The 24913-nt window shown below is 60.2% G+C and carries 22 protein-coding genes and 2 pseudogenes; 18 read left to right on the top strand and 6 right to left on the bottom strand.

All coding sequences use genetic code 11. The features are described 5' to 3' along the window. Positions 1 to 54: 54 nt before the first annotated feature. Positions 55 to 696 (bottom strand): DNA-3-methyladenine glycosylase, encoded by a 642-nt coding sequence (locus FJ949_RS27885; protein WP_140500879.1) that lies wholly within the window; start codon positions 694 to 696, stop codon positions 55 to 57. A 74-nt stretch (positions 697 to 770) separates the two neighbouring features. Here FJ949_RS27885 and gluQRS point away from each other — a divergent pair, with 74 nt between their 5' ends. Both gluQRS and FJ949_RS27875 read left to right on the top strand, forming a co-directional pair. After that, complete coding sequence (gluQRS, locus tag FJ949_RS27880; RefSeq protein ID WP_140500878.1) at positions 771 to 1640, top strand: tRNA glutamyl-Q(34) synthetase GluQRS; 870 nt, start codon at positions 771 to 773, stop codon at positions 1638 to 1640. Between the two features lie 150 nt (positions 1641 to 1790). Next, positions 1791 to 2687, top strand: coding sequence for a DMT family transporter (locus FJ949_RS27875; protein ID WP_140500877.1), 897 nt, complete (start codon positions 1791 to 1793; stop codon positions 2685 to 2687). A 97-nt stretch (positions 2688 to 2784) separates the two neighbouring features. Here the strand turns inward: FJ949_RS27875 and FJ949_RS27870 are convergent, their stop codons facing one another. Beyond that, positions 2785 to 3636 carry a YihY/virulence factor BrkB family protein gene (locus FJ949_RS27870; RefSeq protein ID WP_140500876.1) on the bottom strand — a complete coding sequence of 284 codons (852 nt, stop codon included), beginning with the start codon at positions 3634 to 3636 and terminating at the stop codon, positions 2785 to 2787. 58 nt (positions 3637 to 3694) lie between these two features. Between FJ949_RS27870 and FJ949_RS27865 the strand changes: the two genes are divergently transcribed. From FJ949_RS27865 to FJ949_RS27835, 7 genes are all read left to right on the top strand, one after another. Beyond that, positions 3695 to 4561, top strand: a complete 867-nt coding sequence (locus FJ949_RS27865) for an SDR family oxidoreductase (protein ID WP_140500875.1) — start codon at positions 3695 to 3697, stop codon at positions 4559 to 4561. A 24-nt stretch (positions 4562 to 4585) separates the two neighbouring features. Continuing rightward, a complete protein-coding gene (locus FJ949_RS27860) occupies positions 4586 to 4777 on the top strand; it encodes a twin transmembrane helix small protein (protein WP_140500874.1) in 192 nt (63 codons plus the stop codon). A 25-nt stretch (positions 4778 to 4802) separates the two neighbouring features. Then, positions 4803 to 5384, top strand: a complete 582-nt coding sequence (locus FJ949_RS27855) for a cob(I)yrinic acid a,c-diamide adenosyltransferase (RefSeq protein WP_140500873.1) — start codon at positions 4803 to 4805, stop codon at positions 5382 to 5384. A 31-nt stretch (positions 5385 to 5415) separates the two neighbouring features. After that, positions 5416 to 6216, top strand: coding sequence for a rhomboid family intramembrane serine protease (locus FJ949_RS27850; protein ID WP_140500872.1), 801 nt, complete (start codon positions 5416 to 5418; stop codon positions 6214 to 6216). A gap of 190 nt (positions 6217 to 6406) precedes the next feature. Then, the gene (locus FJ949_RS27845) at positions 6407 to 7156 is read left to right on the top strand and encodes an electron transfer flavoprotein subunit beta/FixA family protein (RefSeq protein WP_140500871.1); all 750 of its coding nucleotides are present in this window, start codon (positions 6407 to 6409) and stop codon (positions 7154 to 7156) included. A 20-nt stretch (positions 7157 to 7176) separates the two neighbouring features. Then, positions 7177 to 8106, top strand: coding sequence for an electron transfer flavoprotein subunit alpha/FixB family protein (locus FJ949_RS27840; protein ID WP_140500870.1), 930 nt, complete (start codon positions 7177 to 7179; stop codon positions 8104 to 8106). Between the two features lie 119 nt (positions 8107 to 8225). Further along, positions 8226 to 9104 (top strand): 3-hydroxybutyryl-CoA dehydrogenase, encoded by an 879-nt coding sequence (locus tag FJ949_RS27835; RefSeq protein WP_140500869.1) that lies wholly within the window; start codon positions 8226 to 8228, stop codon positions 9102 to 9104. 34 nt (positions 9105 to 9138) lie between these two features. Here FJ949_RS27835 and FJ949_RS27830 read toward each other — a convergent pair whose 3' ends face one another. Beyond that, complete coding sequence (locus FJ949_RS27830; protein ID WP_246680047.1) at positions 9139 to 9648, bottom strand: GGDEF domain-containing protein; 510 nt, start codon at positions 9646 to 9648, stop codon at positions 9139 to 9141. On the opposite strand from FJ949_RS27830, the gene FJ949_RS30925 reads away from it, so the two are divergent. From FJ949_RS30925 to trbI, 3 genes are read left to right on the top strand one after another with little or no spacing between them, the layout of a single operon-like run. Next, positions 9568 to 10281 carry a TrbG/VirB9 family P-type conjugative transfer protein gene (locus FJ949_RS30925; protein WP_246680045.1) on the top strand — a complete coding sequence of 238 codons (714 nt, stop codon included), beginning with the start codon at positions 9568 to 9570 and terminating at the stop codon, positions 10279 to 10281. The two genes, FJ949_RS27830 and FJ949_RS30925, sit on opposite strands and share 81 nt — an antisense overlap. Positions 10282 to 10283: 2 nt before the next feature. Beyond that, positions 10284 to 10748 carry a conjugal transfer protein TrbH gene (gene trbH / locus FJ949_RS27820; RefSeq protein WP_140500868.1) on the top strand — a complete coding sequence of 155 codons (465 nt, stop codon included), beginning with the start codon at positions 10284 to 10286 and terminating at the stop codon, positions 10746 to 10748. A 12-nt stretch (positions 10749 to 10760) separates the two neighbouring features. Continuing rightward, positions 10761 to 12083 (top strand): IncP-type conjugal transfer protein TrbI, encoded by a 1323-nt coding sequence (gene trbI / locus FJ949_RS27815; RefSeq protein WP_140500867.1) that lies wholly within the window; start codon positions 10761 to 10763, stop codon positions 12081 to 12083. Between the two features lie 814 nt (positions 12084 to 12897). Here trbI and FJ949_RS27805 read toward each other — a convergent pair. Next, the gene (locus FJ949_RS27805) at positions 12898 to 15987 is read right to left on the bottom strand and encodes an adenylate/guanylate cyclase domain-containing protein (protein ID WP_181172176.1); all 3090 of its coding nucleotides are present in this window, start codon (positions 15985 to 15987) and stop codon (positions 12898 to 12900) included. 303 nt (positions 15988 to 16290) lie between these two features. On the opposite strand from FJ949_RS27805, the gene FJ949_RS27800 reads away from it, so the two are divergent. Continuing rightward, positions 16291 to 17637, top strand: coding sequence for a radical SAM protein (locus FJ949_RS27800; RefSeq protein ID WP_224646679.1), 1347 nt, complete (start codon positions 16291 to 16293; stop codon positions 17635 to 17637). 276 nt (positions 17638 to 17913) lie between these two features. After that, entirely contained in the window at positions 17914 to 18492 is a 579-nt protein-coding gene (locus FJ949_RS27795; protein WP_140500865.1) for a hypothetical protein, read from the top strand. 90 nt (positions 18493 to 18582) lie between these two features. On the opposite strand, the gene FJ949_RS27790 is transcribed toward FJ949_RS27795, so the two are convergent. Continuing rightward, complete coding sequence (locus FJ949_RS27790) at positions 18583 to 18918, bottom strand: hypothetical protein (RefSeq protein WP_140500864.1); 336 nt, start codon at positions 18916 to 18918, stop codon at positions 18583 to 18585. A 217-nt stretch (positions 18919 to 19135) separates the two neighbouring features. On the opposite strand from FJ949_RS27790, the pseudogene istA reads away from it, so the two are divergent. The 4 genes and pseudogenes from istA (at position 19136) to FJ949_RS27765 (ending at position 24469) form a co-directional block, all read left to right on the top strand. After that, positions 19136 to 20658: pseudogene (gene istA / locus FJ949_RS27785) on the top strand (IS21 family transposase). Continuing rightward, the gene (gene istB / locus FJ949_RS27780) at positions 20648 to 21460 is read left to right on the top strand and encodes an IS21-like element helper ATPase IstB (protein ID WP_140500863.1); all 813 of its coding nucleotides are present in this window, start codon (positions 20648 to 20650) and stop codon (positions 21458 to 21460) included. Before istA ends, istB begins: the two are co-directional and overlap by 11 nt. A 481-nt stretch (positions 21461 to 21941) precedes the next feature. Continuing rightward, on the top strand, positions 21942 to 23429 hold the full coding sequence (locus tag FJ949_RS27770) for an ATPase domain-containing protein (RefSeq protein ID WP_140500862.1): 1488 nt from the start codon (positions 21942 to 21944) through the stop codon (positions 23427 to 23429). Continuing rightward, on the top strand, positions 23426 to 24469 hold the full coding sequence (locus FJ949_RS27765) for a sensor histidine kinase (protein WP_140500861.1): 1044 nt from the start codon (positions 23426 to 23428) through the stop codon (positions 24467 to 24469). Before FJ949_RS27770 ends, FJ949_RS27765 begins: the two co-directional genes overlap by 4 nt. A gap of 219 nt (positions 24470 to 24688) precedes the next feature. Here the strand turns inward: FJ949_RS27765 and FJ949_RS30555 are convergent. Further along, a pseudogene (locus tag FJ949_RS30555) lies at positions 24689 to 24913 on the bottom strand (ISNCY family transposase); the annotation flags it as partial.

Below are 24913 nucleotides of genomic sequence, written 5' to 3'. Positions count from 1 at the left end.
TTGTCACGCGTCCGAAGGCACAAAAAAACGAGATTTTGATGCTTTTTCGCGTTTTCAGGCCGGGGGTGCGGCATCCCTGCCCTTCAATTCGCGATAATAGGACCAGAAAAGCCGCGATGCGACACCTCTCCATGGGCTCCATGATTCGGCGAGTTGGATCAGTGTTTTCTCCTGCGGACGCGGGTCGATGCCGAGCGCATGGCCGACGGCGGTCTGGAGCGCGACATCGCGCGCCGGGAAGATGTCGGGATGGCCTGCGGCGAACAGCAGATACACCTGTGCCGTCCACGGACCGATACCGGGCACCGCCGTCATGGTCGTGATTGCCTCGCCGGCGTCAAGCGAACACAAATGATGAAGATCGAGGCCGTCCGCCACCGCCTGGGCGGCGGCGAGGAGGCCGCGTTGCTTGGGTCGCGACAGGCCCGCCTCGCGAAACATATCCTCGCCGGCGGCAAGGATCGCCAGCGGCGTCAGCGGGTCGACCAGTTTCGTCAGCCGGCCGAAGATCGCATCGGCGCTGGCGCGCGACACCTGCTGCGAGACGATGATCGAGGCAAGGCTCAAGAATCCCGGTTGGGAAAGCCGTAGCGGCACCTCGCCCGCCATGCCGCGGATCTTCTCCAGCCTTGGGTCGATCGCGCAAAGCGCGTCGAGCCCCCGGGCGATGTCGTCCAATGTGGCGATACGTTGCATGCTTTCTTGTTCCTGAACCGGCCGCACGGTAGCAATTGGCAAAACCGCCGCACAACCCGATTGCCGCTCAAGAGATGACACTCCTGACATTCCGTTTCGCGCCCAGTCCCAATGGCGAACTGCATCTCGGCCATGCCTTTTCGGCGCTGCTCAACCAGAAACTGGCGCGAGCGGTCGGCGGCCGCCTGCTGCTGCGCATCGAGGATATCGACACCACGCGCTGCTCGCCGGAATTCGAGGCGGGCATCTTTGCCGACCTGAAATGGCTCGGTCTTGCCTGGGAACAGCCTGTACGACGGCAATCCGAGCACTTCGCCTGTTATGAGACGGTGCTTGACCGGCTGATCCGGGAGGACCTTGTCTATCCCGCCTTCATGAGCAGAAGCGAGATCCGGGCTTTCATCACCGAGAGCGAAAAGCGCGACTGGCCGCGCGATCCCGACGGCGTGCCGGTCTATCCCGCCGTCGACAAGGCTCTGCCGGCGAAGGAACGCCGGCGCCGCATTGCCGAGGGCGCTCCCTTCGCCTGGCGGCTGGATGTCGATGCGGCGATGGCACGCGTCGGCAAGGATTTGTCATGGAATGAATTTTCAGACGAATCGCTTTCCGCGACGCGCGTCGTCGAGGCCCGCCCGCGCGATTGGGGCGACGTGATCGTGGCGCGCCGCGAAATCCCGACCAGCTATCATCTCGCCGTCGTCGTCGACGATGCGCTGCAGGGCGTCAGCCATGTCGTGCGCGGCCAGGATCTTTATTCCGCCACCGGGGTACAGCGGCTGCTTCAGGAACTGCTTGGCCTGCCGCAGCCAGCCTATTTCCATCACCGGCTGATCCTGGGACCCGACGGGCGCAAGCTGTCGAAAAGCCTGAAGGACACCGGCCTTGCCGTCTTGCGCGAAGCGGGCGTGTCGGCTCACGATGTCAGGCGGATGGTCGGTCTCTGACGCAGGCGAAGGCCGAAGAGACAGCTTGCAGAAAAGGCGGCCGGTTGAATTCCGGTGATGCATGGATCAATCGTTTCGTTTTGCGCGCCGGCTTGAACCGGACTAGAGCTTCGCCACGGCTCAATTCTCATCAAGCGCGGTCCCCGGAAAATGCACAGCGTCAAGCGGCTCATCCCCGCCACTTTCGTCGTCCTGTGGGCGACCGGCTTCATCGGCGCCCGCTATGCCATGCCGTGGGCCGAACCGTTTACGTTCCTGGCTGCGCGCTTCGTCCTGGCGGCGGCGTTGTTCGCCGGCCTGGTGGTCGTGCTTGGCTCCAAGAGAGCCTCCCGCGAAGAGGCATTGCACGCCACCGGGGCCGGCATTCTGATGCATGGCGTCTATCTCGGCGCGGTCTTCTGGGCTATCCACAGGGGCATGCCCGCCGGGCTGTCGGCGCTGATTGTCGGCCTGCAGCCGCTGATCACGGCGGTGCTCGCCGGCAAGTTTCTCGGCGAGGCGATCCTGCCGCGCCATTGGGCCGGCCTCGCGGTCGGCCTGGCCGGCGTCGTCATCGTGCTCTGGCCAAAGCTCGGCGCGCTCGGCGGCGGCGTGACGTCAGCCACGTTGACAGCCTCGCTCGTCTCGGTGCTCGGCATGAGCGCCGGCACGATATGGCAGAAGCGTTTTGCTTCCGGCGGCGACCTCGTCGCCGCGACCATGTGGCAATATGTCGGCGGCGCTTCGGTGATGATCGTGGCTTCACTGGCCTTCGAGACCCACACGGTCGTCATCAACGGCGAATTGATCTTCGCCATGGCCTGGCTGGTGCTGGTGCTGTCGATCGGCGCCATCTTCCTTCTGATGGTGATGATCCGCGACGGCGAGATGTCGAAGGTCGCTTCGCTGTTCTATCTGGTGCCGGCGGTGACGGCCGTCATCGCCTGGGCCTTGTTCGACGAGCAGCTCAACGCGCTTCAGATTGCCGGCATGGCGATCACGACCTTCGGTGTCGGTCTGGCAACGGTGCGGCAGACCAAGGGAAGAATTGTAGAAATGAGGAATTGAGGAATTGAGGAAAATGGTGCCATCTGGCGCTGGGGGCTTCTTCTTCAATTCTCCAATTCTCCAATTCTCCAATTCTCCAGTTCTTCAATTCAGCCGGTCATCCCACCCGCGCGCGTGCCTCGAGATAGCGGCTGATTGCTGCGTTGAGTTCGCCGCCGAGAATGAAGATCGCGGACACGATGTAGAGAAAGACCACCGCGATCATGATCGAGGCAAGCCCGGCATAGGTCGTCACATAGGACGAGAAATGGTCGAGATAGGTGGCGAAAATGGTCGAGCCGATCAGCCATGCGGCGAGCGTGAAGACGATGCCGGGGATCAGCGAGACGAAACGGCGCTTGCCGGCCGGCAGCCAGTAATGCACTGAAAACAGACCGCCGACGATGACGGTCGAGGCGATGACGTAGCGCCACAGCGTGATGGTGCCCGTATAGGGTTTTATCCACTCGAAATGCGCCTCGGCCAGCCGCGCCAGCAATGGCGCGAAGACCAGGAGCACGCTGATCGCCAGGAAGCCTGCCGTGGCGATCAGCACGAAGAAGATGCTCTGCACGCGGCGATAGATGATGCCGCGCGTCTCGGTGACGCGATAGGCCCGGTTGAGCGAGGTGCGCAGCGCCTCGATGCCGTTCGAGGCGAAATAGGCGGCCAGCAGCACGCCGTAGGTGAGCAGATCCGATCGTCGCACGGTGAGCACGTTCAGCACCTCTCGCGCGATCGGTTTGGCGATTTGTTCCGGCCAGGTGTCGAAGACCAGGTGCACGGCCGTGTCGGCGAAGGCTTGCGCGCCGAGGAAGCTCGCCAGCGTGGTGGCGAAGATCAGGAACGGAAACAGCGCCATCAGCGAGGTGATTGCCAGATGGCTGGCCATCGCCCAGCCGTCATCGGTGTTGAAATGACCGATCGCGTCGTAGAGCACGCGGCGCAGGGCGACGATATTCCGCAACAAGAACCGCGCTCCCCTTCGATTGTCTCGACGCCGCGAATATGGGAAGGGAATGCGGCAAATGGCAACCCTTGGTCATAAGACGAATCCGTCGGCACGCGCGTTGCGCGTCATCATCGTCACCGGCGCGTCGTCCGGCATAGGCGCTTATTGCGCGCGGGCGCTCAAGGCGGAAGGCTGGCGGGTGTTCGCCACGGCGCGCAAGCCCGAAGACATCGCGGCCCTGGAAAAAGAGGGAATCGAGGCGTTCTATCTCGACTATCGCGAACCTGCCTCCATCGGAGCGCTTGCGGCTTCAGTGCTGGAGCGGACCGGCGGCAGGATCGATGCTCTGTTCAACAACGGCGCCTATGCGCAAGCGGGCGCGGTCGAGGATCTGCCGGTGGCCGCCTTGCGGGAGCAGTTCGAGGCCAATTTCTTCGGCTGGCACGACCTGACCGGCCGGGTGGTGCCTGTGATGCGCCGCCAGGGCGGTGGCCGGATCGTTCATTGCTCGTCGATCCTTGGCCTGGTGCCGGTACGTTTTCGCGGCGCCTATTCGGCATCCAAACACGCTTTGGAGGCGCTGATGCTCTGTCAGCGCCAGGAACTGGCCGGCAGCGGCGTGCATGTCTCGCTGATCGAGCCGGGGCCGGTGAAATCGAAGATCGCCAGCAACGGACTCGCCTGGTTTCTCAGGAATATCGACCATGAGAATTCCGTGCATCGCGCGGACTATGAGGCGCAGTTGGAACGGATGCGCACCGGCGGCAGCCAATCGGCGCTGAAGCCCGGGCCGGAAGTGGTCCACAAGGCGCTTCGCCATGCACTTCTGTCGCGGCGCCCGCGCCCGCACTATGTGGTAACAGTGCCCGCCAAGGTCGGCGCCACGCTCAAACGCATCCTTCCGGCATCGATGCTTCACCGCCTGCTCGCCAAACGCGCCTGAACAAGAAAAGGACTGGAAACGCAAATGGCATCCGTCTTCAACATCCTTGCCATCCTGGTCATGGTCGCCGTGGTGATCGTGCTGGTCCGGGGTCTGATCAACATGATGCGCGGCGGTTCCGGCATGACCTCCAACAAGCTGATGCAGACGCGCGTCGTGCTGCAGGCCGTGGCGCTGGCGCTGATCCTGCTGGCGGTGTATTTCACCCGCAAATGAGGACGCCGGCCGTTCGGGAGGCGACGTGGTCAAGCTTAACAAGATCTACACCCGCACCGGCGACAACGGCACCACCGGGCTCGGCACGGGTGAGCGGCGGCTGAAGTCCGATCTCAGGGTGGACGCCTACGGCACTGTCGACGAAGCCAACGCCTGCATTGGCATGGCTCGTGTTCACACCGCCCCAAGCCACCCCGCGATTGACGCCATGCTTGCCCGCATCCAGAACGATCTCTTCGACCTCGGCGCCGATCTGGCCGTGCCCGACGACGGCAAGCCGCTCGGCTACGAGCCGCTGCGCATCATTGCCGCGCAGACCGAGCGCGTCGAACACGACATCGATCTCCTCAACAACGACCTCCAGCCGCTCAAATCCTTCGTGCTGAACGGCGGCACGCCGGCCGCCGCTGCGCTCCATCTCGCCCGAACGGTGGCGCGGCGGGCCGAGCGGCTGATGGTGGCGCTCGCACAGCATCCTGGTGAGCACGTCAACCGCGACGGGCTGAAATACATCAACCGCGTCTCCGATTTCCTGTTCGTCGCCGCCAGGGCGGTCAATGACAATGGAAATGCCGACGTGTTATGGGTTCCTGGCAAGAACCGCTGAACTATGCCAAGGCGGGAGAGGCCAGGCACCTATGTTCATCCCGCTCTACGACACCAACAGGCTGCGGCACATCAGGCTGCAATATGTGACGATCGCCCTGATCCTGGCCAACGCACTGGTCTATTGCGCCACCGCGCTCGGGGGCGAGAATTTCACCAATGCCGCCGTGCTCGGCCTCGGCTTCATCCCCTCCGTGGTGCATGACACGGCAGAGCTCGACCCGCGCTTTATCGTCATTCCCGAAAGCCTGAGCTATCTCACCTACTCATTCCTGCATGCCGACATTTTCCACCTTGGCGGCAACATGCTGTTCCTGTGGGTGTTCGGCGACAATGTCGAGGACGCGCTCGGCCATATCCGCTATCTCATCTTCTACCTCCTGTGCGCCATCGCCGGAGCCGCCTTCCAGGGCCTCATCGCGTGGGACTCGCAGGTGCCGCTGATCGGCGCCTCCGGCGCCATCGCCGGCGTGGTCGTCGCTTACCTGATCCTCTATCCCAGGGTGAAGGTCTGGGTGCTGGCCTTTGCCCGCATTCCGCTGCGCATCCCGGCCTTCATCCCGCTCCTCCTGTGGGTGCTGTTCCAGATCGTCATGTTCGCCGCCGGTGGCGAGGACCAGATTTCCTGGGCCTGCCACATAGGCGGCATCATCGCCGGCGCCGTGCTGGTGCTCGTGCTGCGCAGCCGCGGCGTGCCGCTTTTTGCGGGCGCGGACGAAGAGGCCGCACCCGCCGACCAGCCCGCCATCGCCGTAGATCCGGCCGTAAACGAGCCGATTGCCGCGCAGCCCGTGCCACGCTGGGGTCGGGGAAGTGCCCCCGGCCCCGACTGAACCGATTGAGTGAATTGCCCGACGCCGTGGCATATTGACGTGCGGGTTCGCCGCAACTACGGAAGCGTTTCCGCCCGCCTTTGGCGGTTGAAGAGCAGAATTTCCATCCGGAATGTCGGCTTTCGACAACTCTGACAGGGTTCACGCTGGTATAGCGCGCCCCAACTATCTCAAGAGAGGTGACAGGAAAATGAAGATCCTTGTGCCCGTGAAGCGGGTTGTGGATGCGAATGTGAAGGTTCGCGTCAAGGCTGACGGTTCGGCGGTGGAATTGGCCAACGTCAAGATGGCGATGAACCCGTTCGACGAGATCGCGGTCGAAGAGGCGATCCGGCTCAAGGAAGCCGGCAAGGCCGAAGAGATCATCGTCGTGTCGATCGGCCCGCAGCAGGCGCAGGAGACGCTTCGCACCGCGCTCGCAATGGGCGCCGACCGCGCCATCCTGGTCAAGACCGACGAGCAGACAGAGCCACTGGGCGTCGCCAAGGTGCTGAAGGGCGTGGTCGAGGCCGAGCAGCCCGGCCTTGTCATCCTCGGCAAGCAGGCGATCGACGATGATTCCAACCAGACCGGCCAGATGCTCGCAGCCCTTCTCGGCTGGGCGCAGGGCACGTTTGCTTCCAAGGTGGTGCTCGACGGCGACAAGGCCAGGGTGACGCGCGAGGTCGACGGCGGCTTGCAGACGGTTGAGCTGAAGATGCCGGCGATCGTCACTGCCGACCTTCGCCTCAACCAGCCGCGCTATGCATCGCTGCCCAACATCATGAAGGCCAAGAAGAAGCCGCTCGACGAGAAGAGCCCGGCCGACTACGGCGCCGACGTCAAGCCGCGGCTGAAGGTCATCAAGACCGAAGAGCCGGGCGGCCGCAAGGCGGGCGTCAAGGTCAAGAGCGTCGCCGAGCTCATCGACAAGCTGAAGAACGAAGCCGGCGTGCTCTGAGATCGGAAGGAACAGATAAAATGACCATTCTCCTCATCGCCGAACACGACAACGCTACCCTTTCCGACCAGACCGCCAAGGCGCTGTCGGCCGCGCTGCAGATCGGCTCGGACGTGCATGTGCTGGTGGCCGGCAAGGGCGCCAAGGGCGCAGCCGACGCCGCCGCCAAGCTGAAGGGCGTGAGCAAGGTGCTGCTGGCCGAAGCCGACGAGCTTGCCGAGCGTCTCGCCGAGCCGACCGCGGCGCTCGTCGTGTCGCTGGCCGGCTCCTATGACACCATCGTCGCGCCGGCAACCTCGTCGGGCAAGAACGTCGCGCCGCGCGTGGCCGCTTTGCTCGACGTGGCGCAGGTCTCCGAGATCATCGAAGTGGTCTCGCCGGACACCTTCAAGCGGCCGATCTATGCCGGCAACGCCATCCAGACGGTACAGTCGACCGATGCCAAGAAGGTCATTACCGTGCGCACCGCCTCCTTCCAGGCGGCGCCCGAGGGCGGTTCGGCCGCTGTCGAAACCGTCAGCGCTGCGGCCAATCCTGACCTCTCCTCCTTCGTCGAGAACAAGCTGTCGGAGACCGATCGTCCGGAACTGACCTCGGCCAAGATCATCATCTCGGGCGGCCGCGCGCTCGGCTCCTCGGAGAAGTTCCAGGAGGTCATCCTGCCGGTCGCCGACAAGCTCGGCGCTGCCGTCGGCGCATCCCGCGCCGCCGTCGATGCCGGTTATGCGCCGAATGACTGGCAGGTCGGCCAGACCGGCAAGGTCGTCGCCCCCGACCTCTACATCGCCGTCGGCATCTCCGGCGCCATCCAGCACCTCGCCGGCATGAAGGATTCGAAGGTCATCGTCGCCATCAACAAGGACGAGGAAGCGCCGATCTTCCAGGTTGCCGACTATGGCCTCGTCGGCGATCTGTTCGTTGTCCTGCCGGAGTTGCAGAAGGCGCTTTGACGCCCTGCCGCAAAGCGTATTAAATTGTGAGGGGTGGGGTAGACGAAGTCGCCCCACCCTTTTAGTTTGCACCGCACAAAAAGCAGGCCGCAAAGGCCTTTTTCGACGGGATCGGTGTAATGAGCAAGATCGAAACGATCGGCATCATCGGCGCGGGCCAGATGGGCGGCGGCATCGCCCATGTCTCCGCACTTTCGGGCTACAAGGTGCTGATCTACGATATATCGCCCGACCGTATCGAGAAGGGCATCGCCACTGTCAGCGGCAACATGGCCCGCCAGGTGGGGTCCGGCAAGCTCGACGAGAAGCTCCGCAACCAGGCGATGGCGCGCATCGCGGCGGCGCCATCCATGGCCGATCTCGCCGGTGCCGACCTGGTCATCGAGGCAGCGACCGAGGACGAGACGGTCAAGCGCAAGATCTACGCCCAGCTTTGTCCGCAGCTCAATCCCGAAGCCATACTGGCGACCAATACCTCGTCGATCTCGATCACGCGGCTAGCCGCGCAGACTGACCGCCCCGAGCGCTTCATCGGCATCCACTTCATGAATCCGGTTCCCCTGATGAAGCTGGTCGAACTGGTGCGCGGCATCGCCACCGAGGACCAGACCTTCGAGGCGGCGAAGACCTATGTGAAGCAGCTCGACAAGACGATCACGGTCTCGGAGGATTTTCCGGCCTTCATCGTGAACCGCATCCTTTTGCCGATGATCAACGAAGCGATTTACACGCTTTATGAAGGCGTCGGCACGGTCGATGCGATCGACACCGCCATGCGGCTCGGCGCCAACCATCCGATGGGGCCGCTGCAGCTGGCCGATTTCATCGGCCTGGACACCTGCCTGTCGATCATGCAGGTGCTGCATGACGGCCTGTCGGATTCGAAGTACCGCCCCTGCCCGTTGCTGGTCAAATATGTCGAGGCCGGCTGGCTCGGCCGCAAGACCGGCCGCGGCTTCTACGATTATCGCGGCGAGCATCCGGTTCCGACACGCTGACCCGCCAGACTGATCACGGCCTGGCCGCGCGGGTTTACGACGCGGCGGCCAGGGGCGTGGGCGTCTCGATTTCGACCCTGTCGTCCTTCGCATCGGTCTCCGGCGCCATGGACACGCATCCGCGACCGGCAGCCTTGGCCACGTAGCAGGCGGCGTCTGCCCTGGCGATGATCTCGTCGACCGCGCCGCAATCTGCGTTGATAGGAGCCAGTCCGATGCTGGCGCCGATCGAATGGGGACGGCCTTCCCAGGTGAAGTCGAGGCCCTGTATCGCATCGATGATGGATCGCGCCGCGATTCTGGCCCCGGCGGCCGAGCCCGACTTCAGAATGACCGCGAATTCGTCGCCGCCCAGACGCGCGACCATGTCCTGCGGACCAAGCACGCCATGCACGGCCTCGGCAACGCGCTTGAGCAATGCGTCTCCCGCCGCGTGGCCGCCTGTGTCGTTGACCAGTTTGAAATGATCGAGGTCGATGAACATGAACTGATGTCCGATCCCCTCCTTGCGGGCCTGATCGACCAGTTCTTCCATGGCGCGGATGAAACTCGCGCGGTTGGCAAGGCCGGTCAGCGCATCATGCGCGGCGGCGTGGGCAAGCTGGCGCTGCAGCGCGCGCGCATCGGTGAAGTCCTGGAAGACGATGACCAGTCCGCAGAATTCGTTGCGTTCGTTCATGATCGGCGACACGACCTGCCGGATGCTGCAGCGCGTCTCGTCGCGCCGGATGAGGACGGCGCGGCTGTTCTGGTCATCGGCCATCATATCCAGCTCAAGTCCCATCAAACACAATACATGGCCCGCGTCGGGTTCGAATATCCGGACGAGGTCAATCAGAAGTTCGCCGAGATTAACGCGCGGATGGAAGCGACCACGATCCCGGGCGCCGGCGTGCCCGCCGAAAATCTAAACTTTGGCTATCGGACGAGCGGCCGCGCTCGCTGGAAGCCGACACGCGTCTATTCGGATGGAACCAAGACCTACATCCAGTTCCCGTCTTCTTTTGCCGGGCAGGACGCGCCGGTTCTGTTCGTCGTCTCGGGTGGCGAGAACCGGATCGTCAACTATCGGGTGAAAGGCACGATGATGATCGTCGACTACATGGTGGACCGCGCGGTTCTCGTTTCTGGCGTCGGCTGGAAGCAGGAGAAGATCACCATCAAGAGGGGAGGGTGACCATGGCCAGCTTTCGATCGTTAGCACCACTCGCCCGCATTACGGCCGTTTCCGTAATGTGCGCCTGCGCCACTGCTTGCCAGACCCCGGGCGAGGGCGATCTCACGGCAAGCGTCGACAAGGCGGAGCTCTCTTCAACGGCTGCCAACGCGATCGCCGGTGACATGGTGAGCAAGCTCGCCGACGTCGTCGGACCCGGCACCGGAACCATTGTCCTCAAGTCCGATGGTTCGCCCTTCGGCGAGGCCATGAAATTATCCTTGCAGAGCTCGGGCTACGCAGTGGCGATGGCAGATCAGAAGACGCACGGCAGCAAGCTCATCCATCTCGCCTATGTCGTGGACAGTTTCGAAGGCAGCGTGCTCGCCCGTCTGTCGACATCGACCATTGATCTTGGCAGGGCTTATGCGGTCACGAAATCAGGCGCGACCCCTTCGAGCCCGCTGTCCATCATGCGGCGCGGCTGAGAGGAGGCGCGAATGTCCTCACTCGATATTTCAACAAAGCCATCCGGCGACGGTGATGGCGCTCCCCGCATTCGCCGCCTCAACAGGTTGCCGGTCATCGCAGCAATTGCGCTCGCGATCTTGTTCTTCGGCGTCATCATCTACGGATTGTCGCAACGCGGCCTGTATTTTCGCGGCGGTGACGGCATCGGCTCGGCTTCGAACTCTCCGCCCGCGCGCGACTTCGCCGACCAACTCAAGCGCGGCGTGTCGGACGGCGTCATCGAAGCGCCCGTCGAACCCTCCCTGTTTCGACCGTCACCGCCACCGGCGACCGCCGCGCCGCTTCCAGCCAATCCGTTCAAGCCGGCACCCACGACAAGTCAATCCACCGCCGTGCCGGAACCGGCGGTCGAGCCGGAACGCATCTGGCGCGCGCGCCTCCAGCGTGAACAGGAAGAGCAATATCTGCGCGAGCGGCATCGCCAGCGGATGGCCCGGGTTCAGGCGAATGACGCAGCGTACGATTCCCCGATCAGCGTCGGCATCGGCGATCAAAGTAAGCTGGATGGCGACAAAGGCAGCGCTCCCGATAGCGGCAGCGCAAATTCATCGCGACCCGGGGCGCCTGACCTTTACGCCGCGGCGATGCGCGCTGGGCTGGCCGGCCAGGCCGGATCCGACGGGAACCGGCAAGGGGATAAAGCCGGCTTCTTCAATCAGGATATTAAGGATCTCGGCTACCTACCTAACCGTCTCGTTCCCCAATTGTCGCCGTATGAACTCAAACGGGGGTCGGTCATTCCCGCGACGCTGATAACAGGTGTGAATTCTGACCTGCCAGGCCGCATTACAGCACAGGTCTCTCAGAACGTCTTCGACAGCGCCACTGGACACCATTTGCTCGTTCCCCAAGGCGCGAAGCTCTTCGGCAGGTACGATTCGAGCGTCACCTTCGGTCAGCGCCGCGTGCTTGTCGTCTGGACCGACATCATTTTCCCGAACGGTGCGACCCTGCAGATCGGAGGCATGGCCGGCACGGATGGCCAAGGCTATGGCGGTTTCAAGGACAGAGTGAACAATCACTATCCCAGAATATTCGGGTCTGCGATCCTGATCGCGGCGATCGGTGCCGGCGTAGACATGGCGATACCGGAAGATCGCAATTCACTCGGCTCCGAAAACAGTGCCGAAAATTCGGCAAGGCGATCTTTCGCCGAAACCTTCGGCCGCGTTGCCGAGCGGACAATTTCGAAGAACATCGACGTGCAGCCAACGCTCGAAATCCGGCCTGGCTATAAGTTCAACATTCTGGTCGATCAGGACATCGTCTTCCCTCGTGCTTATTCATCCTGAACCACAAGCGTCGGGTCGACCGAAGAAGACGACAAACGAAGGGAGGAACACACCTCCCCGGCGGCTAAGATCGAGGTTGGCGGTTTCACAGCCAGAGCGGACGAGGTGCCAAAGGAAACGTCAGCGGTGAATAGGGATGCAATTTTCGAGATCTAGCCTGATCGGGGTTCGAGTCCCTCCGGGCCCACCATAATACTCAATTAAACCGTTGACATTATTAAGTTTTTCCGAGCAGGCCCAAAACGCGGACTCGAACCCCTTGGATTTTATGAATCCGGTCGCAAAAATCTCTGATAGGCTTCGCGATCAATTTGATCCTCCAGACCTCGCGCACCGCAATGCGGAAGCGCCACAGAATCGGAAGGGTAGGGAGGAAGTCCACCGAAGCGTAGGGCATATGTTGGTATACTAAATTCAGCCTCGCTCCTGGCCTCTCGAACGGCAACTTTGCGCCTCATGCACGAACCCGCTTCGCGGGAGAGTCGCGTGGTTCTGAGATGACGCGTATTCATAGGCCTTGAGCAGTTAAAGCCTGCGATCTGACCATGGAGTTCCCTTCAACGAGAGGAACTTGTCATGGCTACCTTGTCGACCGATGCTCCGATCACGCCGCTTCGCCAGCGAATGCAGCAAGACATGCTGATGCGGGGCCTGGGACCGCATACGCAGCACTACCAGTTCGGCATGTTCGTCGCTTTGCCGCGTTCCTTGGCCAGACTCCCGACACCGCGACGACCGAGGACATACAGCGCTTCCGGCTGCGTTGCTGACACCAGGGCGGTCTGGCAGCAATGTCGCGATCGCGGTCCGATCGTCAGGCGGACGGACCGGCTCGGCCGCGCAATTGTTCCAGATCGTTCAGGGCGCGAAGCTCGAGCATCTTCGCACCCTGGTTTCGAGCAGTCTCTACCGAGAGTTCAAGCGCCTCAGTGGCTGCCCTGCGAGTGCTTCCCGACTGTAGAAGAAGAGCCGCTTTGATCCGGTGGAGTTCCGCGTCGAAGAAGTGCACGTTCACGGCCGTGCTGCTGACGACCGCTTCGTTGACATGGCGGAGCCCCTCACGCGGCTTCCCTGCTTTACCGCAGGCGTCGGCGAGCAGGCCAAGCGCATAGCCGCGAAACAGCTTCGCGCCTGTCGCGGCGTACGCCTCGATTCCCTCGTTCAACATATTGATCCCCGCATCAGTTGAGCCTTGTTCGGCAACCGCCCAGCCCCGAATAATGGTGCCCCAGGACATCCAGTACAAAAGGCTATTCTCGGTAGCTATCGCAACGGTGCTCGCAGCAAGCTCCTCAGCTATTCCTGGCTGACCGAGGCCTTGATGGACGGCCGCCGACATGCAGAGTGCGTAGGTGAGGCTGAGCGGATGCGCGAGCGTTTCTGCCAGACGGATTGCTTCGCGACTTCGCTCAACTGCGTACTCGGAGCTACCCGCGCACCATTCGAGCCAAGCAAGATTGGCAAGGCCAGCAACACCTGCATCGGATCCGTATGTCAGGATATTTCGGCGCGACGATGCTCGATCGTATCCGCCGAGCGCGGCCTCGAGCTGCCTTCTGCTTGCGGGGAATTCCCCGAGGCAGAAGAGACACCAGCCGAGAGCACGTCGCGCTTCGACTCGGATTGACCGATCATCACCCCGGTCCGCCACTTCGAGGAGTTGCTCACCGATTTCTCGAGCCACCTGAACAGGTCCTCGCACCTGATAGTACGACTGCAAACCTCGGAGGGCAGCCGCGAGCTGTGGGGTGTCTCCGATCGTCTGGCACAGAAAGCGCGCCCTGGCGTAGATGTGCTCAGCCTCCGAAGCGGCCCAACCCCTGATCGAGGTCAGCGCAGTGCCAAGCCCGATCAAGAGCGAAGTCTCCTGTTGCTGGCGCTGATGCGATGAAGGAAGGCTCATGATCGCAGCCAATGCTTTTCGGAAGTGAGCTTCGGCCTCGGGGTTTGTATAGCGGCTCAGCGCTCGTTCGCCGGCTGTTTGCCAGTAGTTGATAGCTCGCTCTGTATCCCCCGCAACGTTGAGATGCTCAGCTATCAGCTCTGGTTGCCGCTCGGCCAAATCCGGGAACCGGACAACCAGCGCCTCGGCGGCCCGCAGATGGTAGTGGCGCCGAGAGCTTCGAAGCAGGGATTGATAGGCTGCCTCCTGAATGAGTGCATGTTTGAAAGAATATGAAGCGTGCGGAGCAATACCACGCTGTAACAGAATCTGACGGTCGACCAGCTGGGATAGAGCGCTCAGCAGCTCTGTCTCAGACGCCAACGTGACTGCCTTCAACAACTCGAACGGAAACTCGCGGCCAAGAGTTGCTGCGATCTGCGCGGTCGCTTTGATGGAATTCAGCCGATCCAGTCGGGCCATCAGGGAGTCGCGCAATGTTACAGGGATAGCAGCCTCGTCGAGGGGGGCCGGAGCCTTCGCGCTACCGCCGACCTGCGCAGATTCGATAACGGTCTTCGTTAATTCCTCCACGAATAGCGGCACACCGTCGGCCCGTTCAATCAGCTGGCTGCGCAACGCCGGTGATAACTCGGTGCCCTTGGTCAGGTTGGCAATAATTTCGTTGGTGTCACCAGAGGAGAGGCGCGAAAGCGTAAATCGCATCGCGTGCGAAGGATCAATCCAAGGCTGCACGAACTCCTGGCGAAACGTCAGGAGGAGAAATAACTTCGCGGTTGGAACAAGCTGAAGAAGTTGCTTGATGACGTCGAGCGTTGAGGGATCGGCCCAATGGAGGTCCTCTACGACAAAAATAAGCGGGCGACGCTCCGTCTCTCGAAGCAACCAGGTCAGCAGAATTTCAATCGTCCTCTCCCGCCGCCTTTGAGGCGGCAGATTGGTCGTGTCCAGTCCTGCAGGAGCCGGGAGCGATAGCAGAGAAGCAATCAGGGGCAGCGCCTCTTCCCGAAATGGCGACTGCTTTAGCGACATTTCAAGTTTCGCCAGTCTTTCGGCCGCGCCATCCGACGAGGTAATTGCAAGATGCCGATGCAGCAAATCAATAATCGGGAGGAACGCGCTGTCGGACGAATGCGGCACGCAGTTACACGCAAGCATGGAATGGTCGTCGGCTATGCTGGCGTGAAAAGCGTGTACGAGGCGTGATTTGCCAATTCCCGGGTCGCCGCAAATCAACGCCACTTGACCCTTGCCCTGCAGTACGCGCTCCCAACCCTCTCTGAGGTGTGCCAGCTCGCGTGTGCGTCCAACGAGCGGAGTAAGGTTCCGAAGTGCAAATGCGTCCTGCCACGTGAAGGCTGATTCAGCCAACGGTACATAGACCCGTATCGGACGCGAAATACCTTTGAGATGGCGCTCTCCTAAGGCGCGACATTCAAATCGATGCTTGACCAGGGCGTATGTGGCATCGCTGATGAGTACCGTCTGGGGCGCAGCGATCGCTTGCAGACGAGCTGCCACATTGGGAGTCTCGCCGACGATAGAGTAGATCTCCCGGTCAGAACCGCTGGGGAGGTCGCCAGCAACCACCAATCCGGTATGGATGCCGATGCGAACCTGCAAGCTGGCACCAGCGCAATCGACCATTTCAGCGCTACGTTGCTGGAAACGCGAGATGATTTCAATCGCAGCGCGCACAGCCATTACCGGATCGTCGTCGCCTGCACCGGGATAGCCGAAGTAAATGAGAAGACCGTCCCCGAAGTATGAAGCTATCCACCCTCCGCAATGGCGGACCACCTCATCGCAAGTGGATCGATAGGTAGCAAAAAGGTCGCGGAGATCCTCGGGGTCGAGTTGCTCCGATAAGGCAGTTGACCCGACGATGTCGCAAAACACGACAGTGATCTGCCTGCGCTCTGCGGAGGCGAGTGCGGCGTCGTCGGACAGAGGCGAAGGTGCGTTCGTCAGCGGTGCTCCGCAGTTGCCGCAGAACCGCATACCAACTCCGTTCTCGAACCGACACCGAGGACATCGCATATGGAGCGTCTCCAGCTTGTAAACCTGTGAGTGCCCGTCCCGAGAAATGGGTTTGTGGCCGGGGTTCGTGCGACTCCAAAGGTTGTCAAAGCTTTCTTGGAGCCACGATGTGGATCCGGCGACATCATAGCCGCGGTGGCTTACGTTAGAAACTCCGAATGGACTCTGACCGAGCCGTTTATGCCGAACCGTGCGAACGCGCGCGACCACGCGCCTGGTCGCCGCGTGAAATCATCAACGCGATCTTCTACGTCGTGGAATTGCGTGGCGACTTCTCCCGCGCGACCTGCCGTCAGCACCGTCTATCCTGGTTCAGCCCTATGGCACGACGCAGGTCTGCTGGCCTTGGAACGACCCGAGGCCACCCTGGGTTTTCCGCTGCGTTGCCTCCGTCATGCTCCTTACGAAGGCTGGCTCGACCCCAAGAATTTCGGACCATACTCCGAGCCGAAACCAGGCTCGGTGCACCGATTGACGCAAAACGAGGCGCTGTCTCCAGGGTTGCCCGTCAGAGCGCTTGCCGGCAGCGCATTGGATTTCCCAATGAGAGGTGCTACTCTTGCTGAGGAGGACGTGAGCTTGCAACCTTTCCTGAAATCACCGCTAAGCATAACACTGTCGATAACTCAGACGTGCAATCTCGAGTGTAAGCACTGTTATGCGGATTGCCAGGCCTGCGAAGCGTCTGCTGAAGTCGCTACTGATCAATGGTTGGGATTTCTCGATTACTTGGTCAACAATAATTTTATTTCCGTTTATTTCGAAGGTGGGGAACCTCTTTTCCGGGAAGATTTTCTTCAAATTTTGGCACACTGCGCTCGCCGCATGATGACCATGTTGCGGAGCAACGGAACCCTCATCAATCGCGAGATGGCGCATCGCCTAAAGCAGATTGGCATAGGACGTGTGCTCATTGACCTGATGGGAGCGAGAGCCGAGACGCACGATTATTTCACCGGAGTTAGCGGGAGCTTCCAGAAAGCCTGCGAAGCGGTTCGCTACCTGCTCGAGGCTGGCATCGATACTGATGTGCTCACGATCCTGAACCGGAGAAATATGCACGAACTGCAAGAGTATTTGGAGCTTGCACACGAGCTCGGCGTTCCCCGCGCAGGAATTCTGCGCCTCTATCCTCTGGGACGAGCTAAGTCCCGCTGGGATGAGTTGGCGATGTCCCTGCAAGAGCAGATGGCTGTGCTCAACTCGCTTACACCACCACCTGAGCTTACCGTGATGAAGTCGTGGCATCCCAATGACCGGAATTGCTGCTGGCAGGCTGCTGCGGTAGATCCATTCGGCCGATCAATTGGTTGCGCTTATCTGCGCGAGTACGTCGATTACGGCAACATTCGCGAAGTGCCGTTCCTCGACACTTGGCAGCATTCCCTATACCGAGAGCTGCGCTCCGGTGTGGTCGAAAAGTCGTGCCCGGACTGCGACACCACTGAAGGAACGCGCGGAGGTTGCCGCTCGGCCGCCTATGCCTTTCATGGTCGTTGGGCGGCACCTGATCCGTTCTGCTCGACAATGAATGACGGAGTCGACTTACGTGTCTTACCGTCGCGTCTCCTTTCGAAAGGTCGCAAACCTGCGGATTCGCCCCGTCGATGAGATGGGCGTATGCATCGTGTTCACGCCAGATAACCCGAGGCTATACACCCTCAATGCGTCTGCGTGGCTTATAATGGAATTGTGCGACGGGCGAAATTGGAGGTCGCTGGAACGTCGCTATTTTGCTACAATTGAACCTTCGCGCTCGCGCGAAGTGGCACGGCTTGAACTGCGGCGGGGCATTGAGGATCTCATTCAGCAGGGCGTCATAGAGCTTGTCGAACCGGCTTGAATGTGCCGCAGAAGAAACCATTCAGCGATCAGGAGGACTGGCTAGTGGCACGCAATCCGACTATCGAACAGGTCAAGCGTTTGGTACGTCGGCAAGGCATTGCACCGCCACCGGCGGTTCAGCCACTCGTCGCCGAAGTTCGCACGCATGGGGTTCTGCCGTTGACACCGTGCGAGCCGGAAATCTCGTACGCCCTGGGTTGTATTCTAATTGAGTGGACATTTGGCATCCCCTACCAGGATGTACCGACATTCCATCAATTCCTTGAAGACAACGAGGCTTTTATTCGGCAAAACGTGGAGAAGGTTGAGGGTGCGAGGTACTTGGGAACGTATTGGTCAATTGGTCACCGATATCATTACAGGACCTTTTGGGCATATGATTCAGAATCGGCGATAGCTGGTCTGAATGACGCCATACGAAAGTCGCCTAACCTTTCTGAAGCGATCACAAAGCTTCGAACTTACTGGTCGAAAGATTCATCCCGGAGCGAGTTCAAATACCAGCCTGCGTCCTTGAGTACTGCCAAGAAGCTTGAAGATTACGCTAAAGAGAATCCGGTGGTCGGTATGGGACTGGTCGCACCGGCACAGGCGCGAAAACGACCGAGAAGTAAAAAATAGATCACGGAATGGTAGTTGCTTCCGCGCTTGCGAATTGATGCCACGAGCGTCGCTCCGTTACGCCAGAAACATGCCTGCAACGAAAATAGATCAATCTGATCGGATTGTCGTTGTTAATTTATGATCTGTTGAATTATTGGCGCACCCGACAAGATTCGGACTTGTCTGGAGGAGATGAACCAGATCCACAGGCTGACCCTGGGGAAACCGGCTGACTTCGCGGCTTTCGCCCTGCTCGGTGCGAAAGGACACCCGCACGCCATCCAGATCAAGCACCTGCACCAGAGCATCGGCGAGGTTCGTCGCAATCCGCTCCTCGTCGGCGTTGACCCACATTGCCGGAAGAGAAGACAGCGCCGCCATGTCGCCCAGAGCGCGGCGCAATGCCCGCAGCTCGCGGTCATCAAGTTGATCCAACTTGTCCAACATCCACTCCCCAAGATCTACGCCGTTACACGGGTGTCCTGCGGGCCTGGAGCTCGGCCAGAAACTGATCTGGGGGAACGAAGAATGGATTCTGCTGAAGAACCCCGCCTGTTGATTGCCACGGAGAACTGACCCGGCAACACAGGATATTTCCACCGAGAATTGACCCATGTTTGAACCATCCCTGCACGTTAGCGGGGGCTTTGGAGTGATCGACATGGCGTTATTGAGCGTAATCCGGCGCTGGCATTTTCGAGAGCATCTATCGATCCGGGAGATTTGCCGCAGGACCGGCCTGTCCCGGAATACCATTCGCAAATATCTGCGCTCTGATGGCGTCGAACCGAAATTCAAGGTGCCGGATCGGCCGAGCAAACTTGATGCTTTTGCCGACCGTTTGTCGGCTTGGCTGAGAACGGAAGCCAAAAAGAACCGCAAACAGAAACGCACGATGAAACAGCTTCATGCCGATCTGCTGAGCCTTGGCTATGAGGGGTCTTACGGTCGTGTTGCTGCTTTCGCCCGGGAGTGGAAGGCGGATCTGCAGAGAGAGCAGCAGACCTCTGGACGCGGCACCTTCGTGCCTCTGACGTTCGAGCCTGGCGAGGCATTCCAGTTCGATTGGTCCAAGGACTGGGCGATCATCGGCAATGAGCGCACCAAGTTGCAGGTGGCCCATACGAAGCTGAGTTACAGCCGCGCCTTCATCGTTCGCGCCTATCTCCTGCAGACGCACGAGATGTTGTTTGACGCCCACAATCATGCCTTCCGTGTATTTGGCGGCGTTCCCCGGCGCGGCATCTACGACAATATGCGGACCGCGATCGACAAGGTCGGGCGCGGCAAGGAGCGCGACGTCAATGTCCGCTTCATGGCCATGGCCAGCCATTATCTCTACGAACCTGAGTTCTGCAATCCAGCGTCTGGCTGGGAGAAGGGACAGGTCGAGAAGAACGTTCAGGATGCGCGTCATCGACTGTGGCAACCCATGCCGCGCTTTCCATCATTGGAAGCCCTGAACGACTGGCTGGAGCTTCGATGCAAGGAGTTTTGGCACAAGACGCCGCATGGAAAAATGCGCGGCACGATATCTGGGCAGAGGAAGCCCAGGCTCTCATGCCGACATCACGTCTCTTCGACGGCTTTGTCGAATATACCAAGCGGGTTACCCCGACCTGTCTCGTGCATTTAGAACGTAACCGCTACAGCGTGCCGGCGTCCTTTGCCAATCGGCCCGTAAGCCTTCGGGTCTATCCGGATCGTGTCGTTGTCGCCGCGGAGGGTCTGATTGTCTGTGAGCATCGCCGCATCATCGATCGCTCGCATGATCGACCAGGACAGACGGTCTATGACTGGCGGCACTATCTCGCTGTCGTTCAACGCAAGCCAGGCGCCCTACGCAACGGAGCACCGTTTGCTGAACTTCCCGATGCATTCAGGAATTTACAGCAACATTTGCTCAAGAAGCAGGGCGGTGATCGGGAGATGGTCGACATCCTGGCACTTGTCCTCCAACACGACGAGCAGGCTGTGCTCCTGGCCGTGGAGACGGCGTTGGAAGCCGGCGTTCCAACCAAAACACATGTGCTGAACCTTCTCCATCGACTCGTCGACGGCAAATCGCTCACGCCCCCGACCATCAGTGCTCCTCAGGCTTTGACGCTCACCAATGAGCCGAAAGCCAACGTCGAACGCTACGATGCTTTGAGGAAGGCCGCGGAGGTGCGCCATGCGTCATAACCCTGCCAGCGGCGCAATCGTCATCATGCTCCGGAGCCTGAAGATGCACGGCATGGCGCAGGCTGTCGGCGAACTCACCGAACAGGGAGCGCCTGCATTTGAAGCCGCTATTCCGATCCTGTTGCAACTGCTGAAGGCCGAGACGGCGGAACGAGAGGTCAGATCGACAGCCTACCAGCTCAAGACCGCACGCTTTCCAGCCTATCGCGATCTCAATGGCTTTGACTTCGCCAGCAGCGAGATAAACGAGGCACTGGTGCGGCAACTTCATCGTTGCGAGTTCGTCGATGAAGCCAACAATGTCGTGCTCGTCGGCGGCCCTGGCACAGGCAAAACCCATATTGCGACCGCGCTGGGTGTCCAGGCCATCGAGCATCATCATAAGCGGGTTCGCTTCTTCTCGACTGTCGAGCTGGTCAATGCGCTTGAACAGGAAAAGGCACAGGGAAGATCGGGCCAGATCGCCAATCGCCTCGTGCACTCCGATCTCGTAATCCTGGATGAGCTCGGCTATCTGCCGTTCAGCGCGTCAGGCGGGGCTCTGCTATTCCATCTGCTGAGCAAGCTCTACGAACGCACCAGCGTCGTCATCACCACAAACCTCAGCTTCAGTGAGTGGGCCAGTGTCTTCGGCGATGCCAAGATGACAACGGCGCTCCTCGACCGACTAACCCATCATTGCCACATCCTCGAAACCGGAAACGACAGCTTCCGGTTCAAGAACAGCTCAGCCCACGAGCCCAAAAAAGCAAAGGAGAAAGCCAGAACCTTGACCGTCAACACCGAACCGAAACATACATGAGACGGGTCACTTCTCGGTGAAAATGCCGGGTCAGTTCTCGGTGGAAATCAACAATATTTGGTCCGCTCGAAGCTGAAGCGCTTGCGTCGGGGCTGCCTTTGTCCTGCCAATTCTCGAAGTAGGACCAGTCGGAGACCAGCCGCTTGAAGAAGGCGTTCTCGTAGCGGGCGAGCGTGTGCGCGGTGCGCAGAAGTGGCTCCCGGGCCGACTTCCTTGATTGTATCAGGCCAATCGTATCGGCATTGACGGTGAAGGCGTCATCCGGCGCACTTCATGCGCACCATTCGATGTCGAGGATGAACGCAGGCACGTCTGGACAGCAAGGCTTTCCCTGCCGCCGCTTGCCTTACGCGAACCGAGTACGAGGTTGCGCAGCTCATTTCGGCTGACGCCACCAGGAGACGTGCAACGGCGCGCAGCATCACTCCGGAACCATTGCAGACCGCGTCCGTTACCGTGTCGCCAAAGCAAGGGGGCCCACGTGGAAAAGGACGACGCGTCACCGATTGCTTCGGGGGTCGAAGGTTTGGACTACGTGCTTAGAGGCGGGTACGCTAAGTTTCGATCCCACCTGGTTGAGGGCAAGCCTGGATCCGGCAAGACCACTCTCGGCTTGCAGTTTCTGATCGAGGGAGCCCGGACTGGAGAGAAATGCCTCTATATCACCCTATCCGAGAGCAAGCGCGAGTTGCTCTCGGTGGCAAGCAGGCATGGGTTTTGCCTGGACGGCATAGAGATCCTGGAATTGGTCCCGCCTGAACTGAGCCTTGATCCGTCGCAGCTGCAGACCTTGGTCCATTCCTCCGACCTTGAGCTCGGTGAGACCGTGCAAGCGGCACTGGCCGAGATCGAGCGCGCGAAGCCAAATCGGGTAGTGTTCGACTCCTTATCTGAAATTCGTCTGTTGTCTCAAGGTTCGCTCCGCTATCGCAGACAAGTGCTGGCGCTTAAGAGCTTTTTCCTCCTTCACAACGCCACTGTTCTCTTGCTCGATGACCTGACTGCCGAGCACGACGACCTCAACTTGCATTCAATCAGCCATGGCGTCATTAGACTGGAGCAGTTGTCGCCGGTTTATGGCGGCGAACGACGCCGCTTGCGAGTTATCAAGATGCGAGGAGTACAAATTCGTGGTGGATACCATGATTTCGTCATCAGGCCGGGAGGGGTAACCGTCTTTCCGCGGCTCGTTGCTGCCGAGCACAATGTTGTCGAGGACGCCCGCCCAGCACTAAGTAACACCTCGATTGATGTCTTGGCCGGTGGAGGATTGCAGCGCGGCACGAGCACGTTGCTCATCGGGCCATCGGGCGTCGGGAAGTCGACGATCGCTTGCGCTTATTGTCATGCCGCACTGCAACGCGGAGAGACGGCCTTGGTGCTTCTTTTCGATGAGACGAAGCGAATTTTCATGGCCCGAGCTTCAAGTCTCGGTATGAGTCTCCAGAAGTTTGTTGAGGATGGGGCGCTTTTGCTGGAACAGATCGATCCAGCCGAGCTGTCGCCCGGTGAACTTTCGGGACGCATACAGTTCGCGATCGAGCGCCTTAATGCCAGAATGGTCGTCATCGATAGTCTCACCGGCTACTTGAACGCGATGTCGGAAGAGCAGCATCTTGTGCTTCAGATGCATGAGATACTCACCTACCTCAACCATAAGGGGGTGGTGACCATCCTGGTTCTGGCCAACCATGGCTTGGTCGGCCAGATAGAAGTCCCGGTCGATGTGACATATCTCTGCGATTCCGTCATGCTGTTGCGCTTCTTCGAAAGTGCCGGGCGCCTTAGGCGAGCTATCTCGGTGGTCAAAAAGCGTGTCGGCCAGCATGAAGACACGATCCGTGAATTTAGCATCCGCACCGATGGGCTGGCTGTGAGTGAGCCACTTCAGGATTTTCGAGGCATTCTGACCGGCGTGCCATTTTTTGACGGCAAGCGGGGCGATCTTCTCGACCAAGGGTCGTCTTGATCATGAGCGAGCCCAACGTTCTTCTGCTTTTGCCTACGGGACGGGACGCCCGGATTGCGGCCTCTATCCTGGCGGCCAGTGGGATCGATTCAAGTATCTGCTCAAATCTGGAGGACGCGATGTTGCTCCTGGACCATGCTCAGTGCCTCGTTGTTGCGGAGGAGGCCCTGATCAATTGCGACCGTAGCCGGTTTGCGGTGTGGCTGCAGAACCAGCCAGCATGGTCAGATTTTCCGATTGTGCTTCTGACCATGCGAGGAACCGAATTTGATAAACGGCTTTCGTTCCTCGATCGTTATCTTGTCGTTCTCGAAAGGCCATTTCTGGCATCGAGCCTCGCCAATTCAGTCCGCTCTGCGTTGCGCGCCCGCTCCCGCCAGCTTGAGGTAAGATCCTACATCGAACAGAAACAGGAGGTGAGTCAACGGCAGAACCTGTTGATCCGCGAATTGCATCATCGCGTCAAAAATACGCTCGCGAACGTTCGGGCCATGATGGGCGCTACGGCCAAGTCGAGCGGGACCGTTGAGGAGTTCGTGAAGGACTTTTCAGCCAGGATCGTTTCGCTGGCGGAAACGCACTCGATGTTGACGGATGACTATTGGCAGACGGCCTTTCTGCATAACCTCCTCAAGGGGGAGTTGGACCATTACGAAACGCGCGACAGCCCGCGCATTAGGATCGAGGGCCCTAGCGTACCGTTGATCGCTGATATCGCCGTCCCCATTGGCATGGCCTTTCATGAACTTGCCTCCAATTCTTCCAAGTTTGGCGCCTTGTCGCACCCTCGAGGGCAACTTGATGTTCATTGGTCAGTAGCCGACACCGGGGACAAGCACATGCTCAGCCTCAGCTGGCAGGAAAGCAACGGGCCAAGGGTCGAGGCGCCGAAGCGGCGAGGGTTTGGGACAGCGCTGCTCGAAAAGGTTGTACCCTTGCAATGCGATGCTCAGGTGGAACTTCATTATCGCCAAGAAGGCCTGCGCTTCACGCTGGCTCTGCCACTGCGCGACACCCGGCTGGTGCCTTCTTACGCCTAATCCGACTTATTAGTTTGGACCGGCAATCTATAAAGGCGCCAGAGGTGCGATGTTTAGTGAGAAATCCGGCGGACACCTTTATCGTCGATCATCATTCGAAGCGGTAATCAGAAGGGCAGCCTCATCGGGGCCGCTGAACCCAGCCGGGTTTGGCCTAGGCTTCCACAAGGCGGTAATCGGCCGCACAGGTCCGGCGCAGCCATGGAACATGCCGGGCGCTTTGTAGGCGCTCTGGTCGCTGTTGTCTTGATCTTCGGCGGAGGCCGCGCCTCGTCCTGCTGAGCCTTGATCCAGGTCAGCACTTCGCCGAGCCGCTTGTTCTCGGTGATCGCCGTGTGCGTGACGCGCTGCTCCTTGTCGAAGACGATGTGGGGCAGGGAACACGCTCTCCACCGAACGTCCAGCCGACCGTCGGCGAACTCGTAGATATCGACGTATTTGCCG

Origin of the sequence: Mesorhizobium sp. B2-4-1 (genome assembly GCF_006442185.1) — a bacterium.
GTDB lineage: Bacteria > Pseudomonadota > Alphaproteobacteria > Rhizobiales > Rhizobiaceae > Mesorhizobium.
The sequence above is the reverse complement of the archived record's forward strand: the minus strand, read 5'-3'. Positions and strand labels throughout refer to the sequence as shown.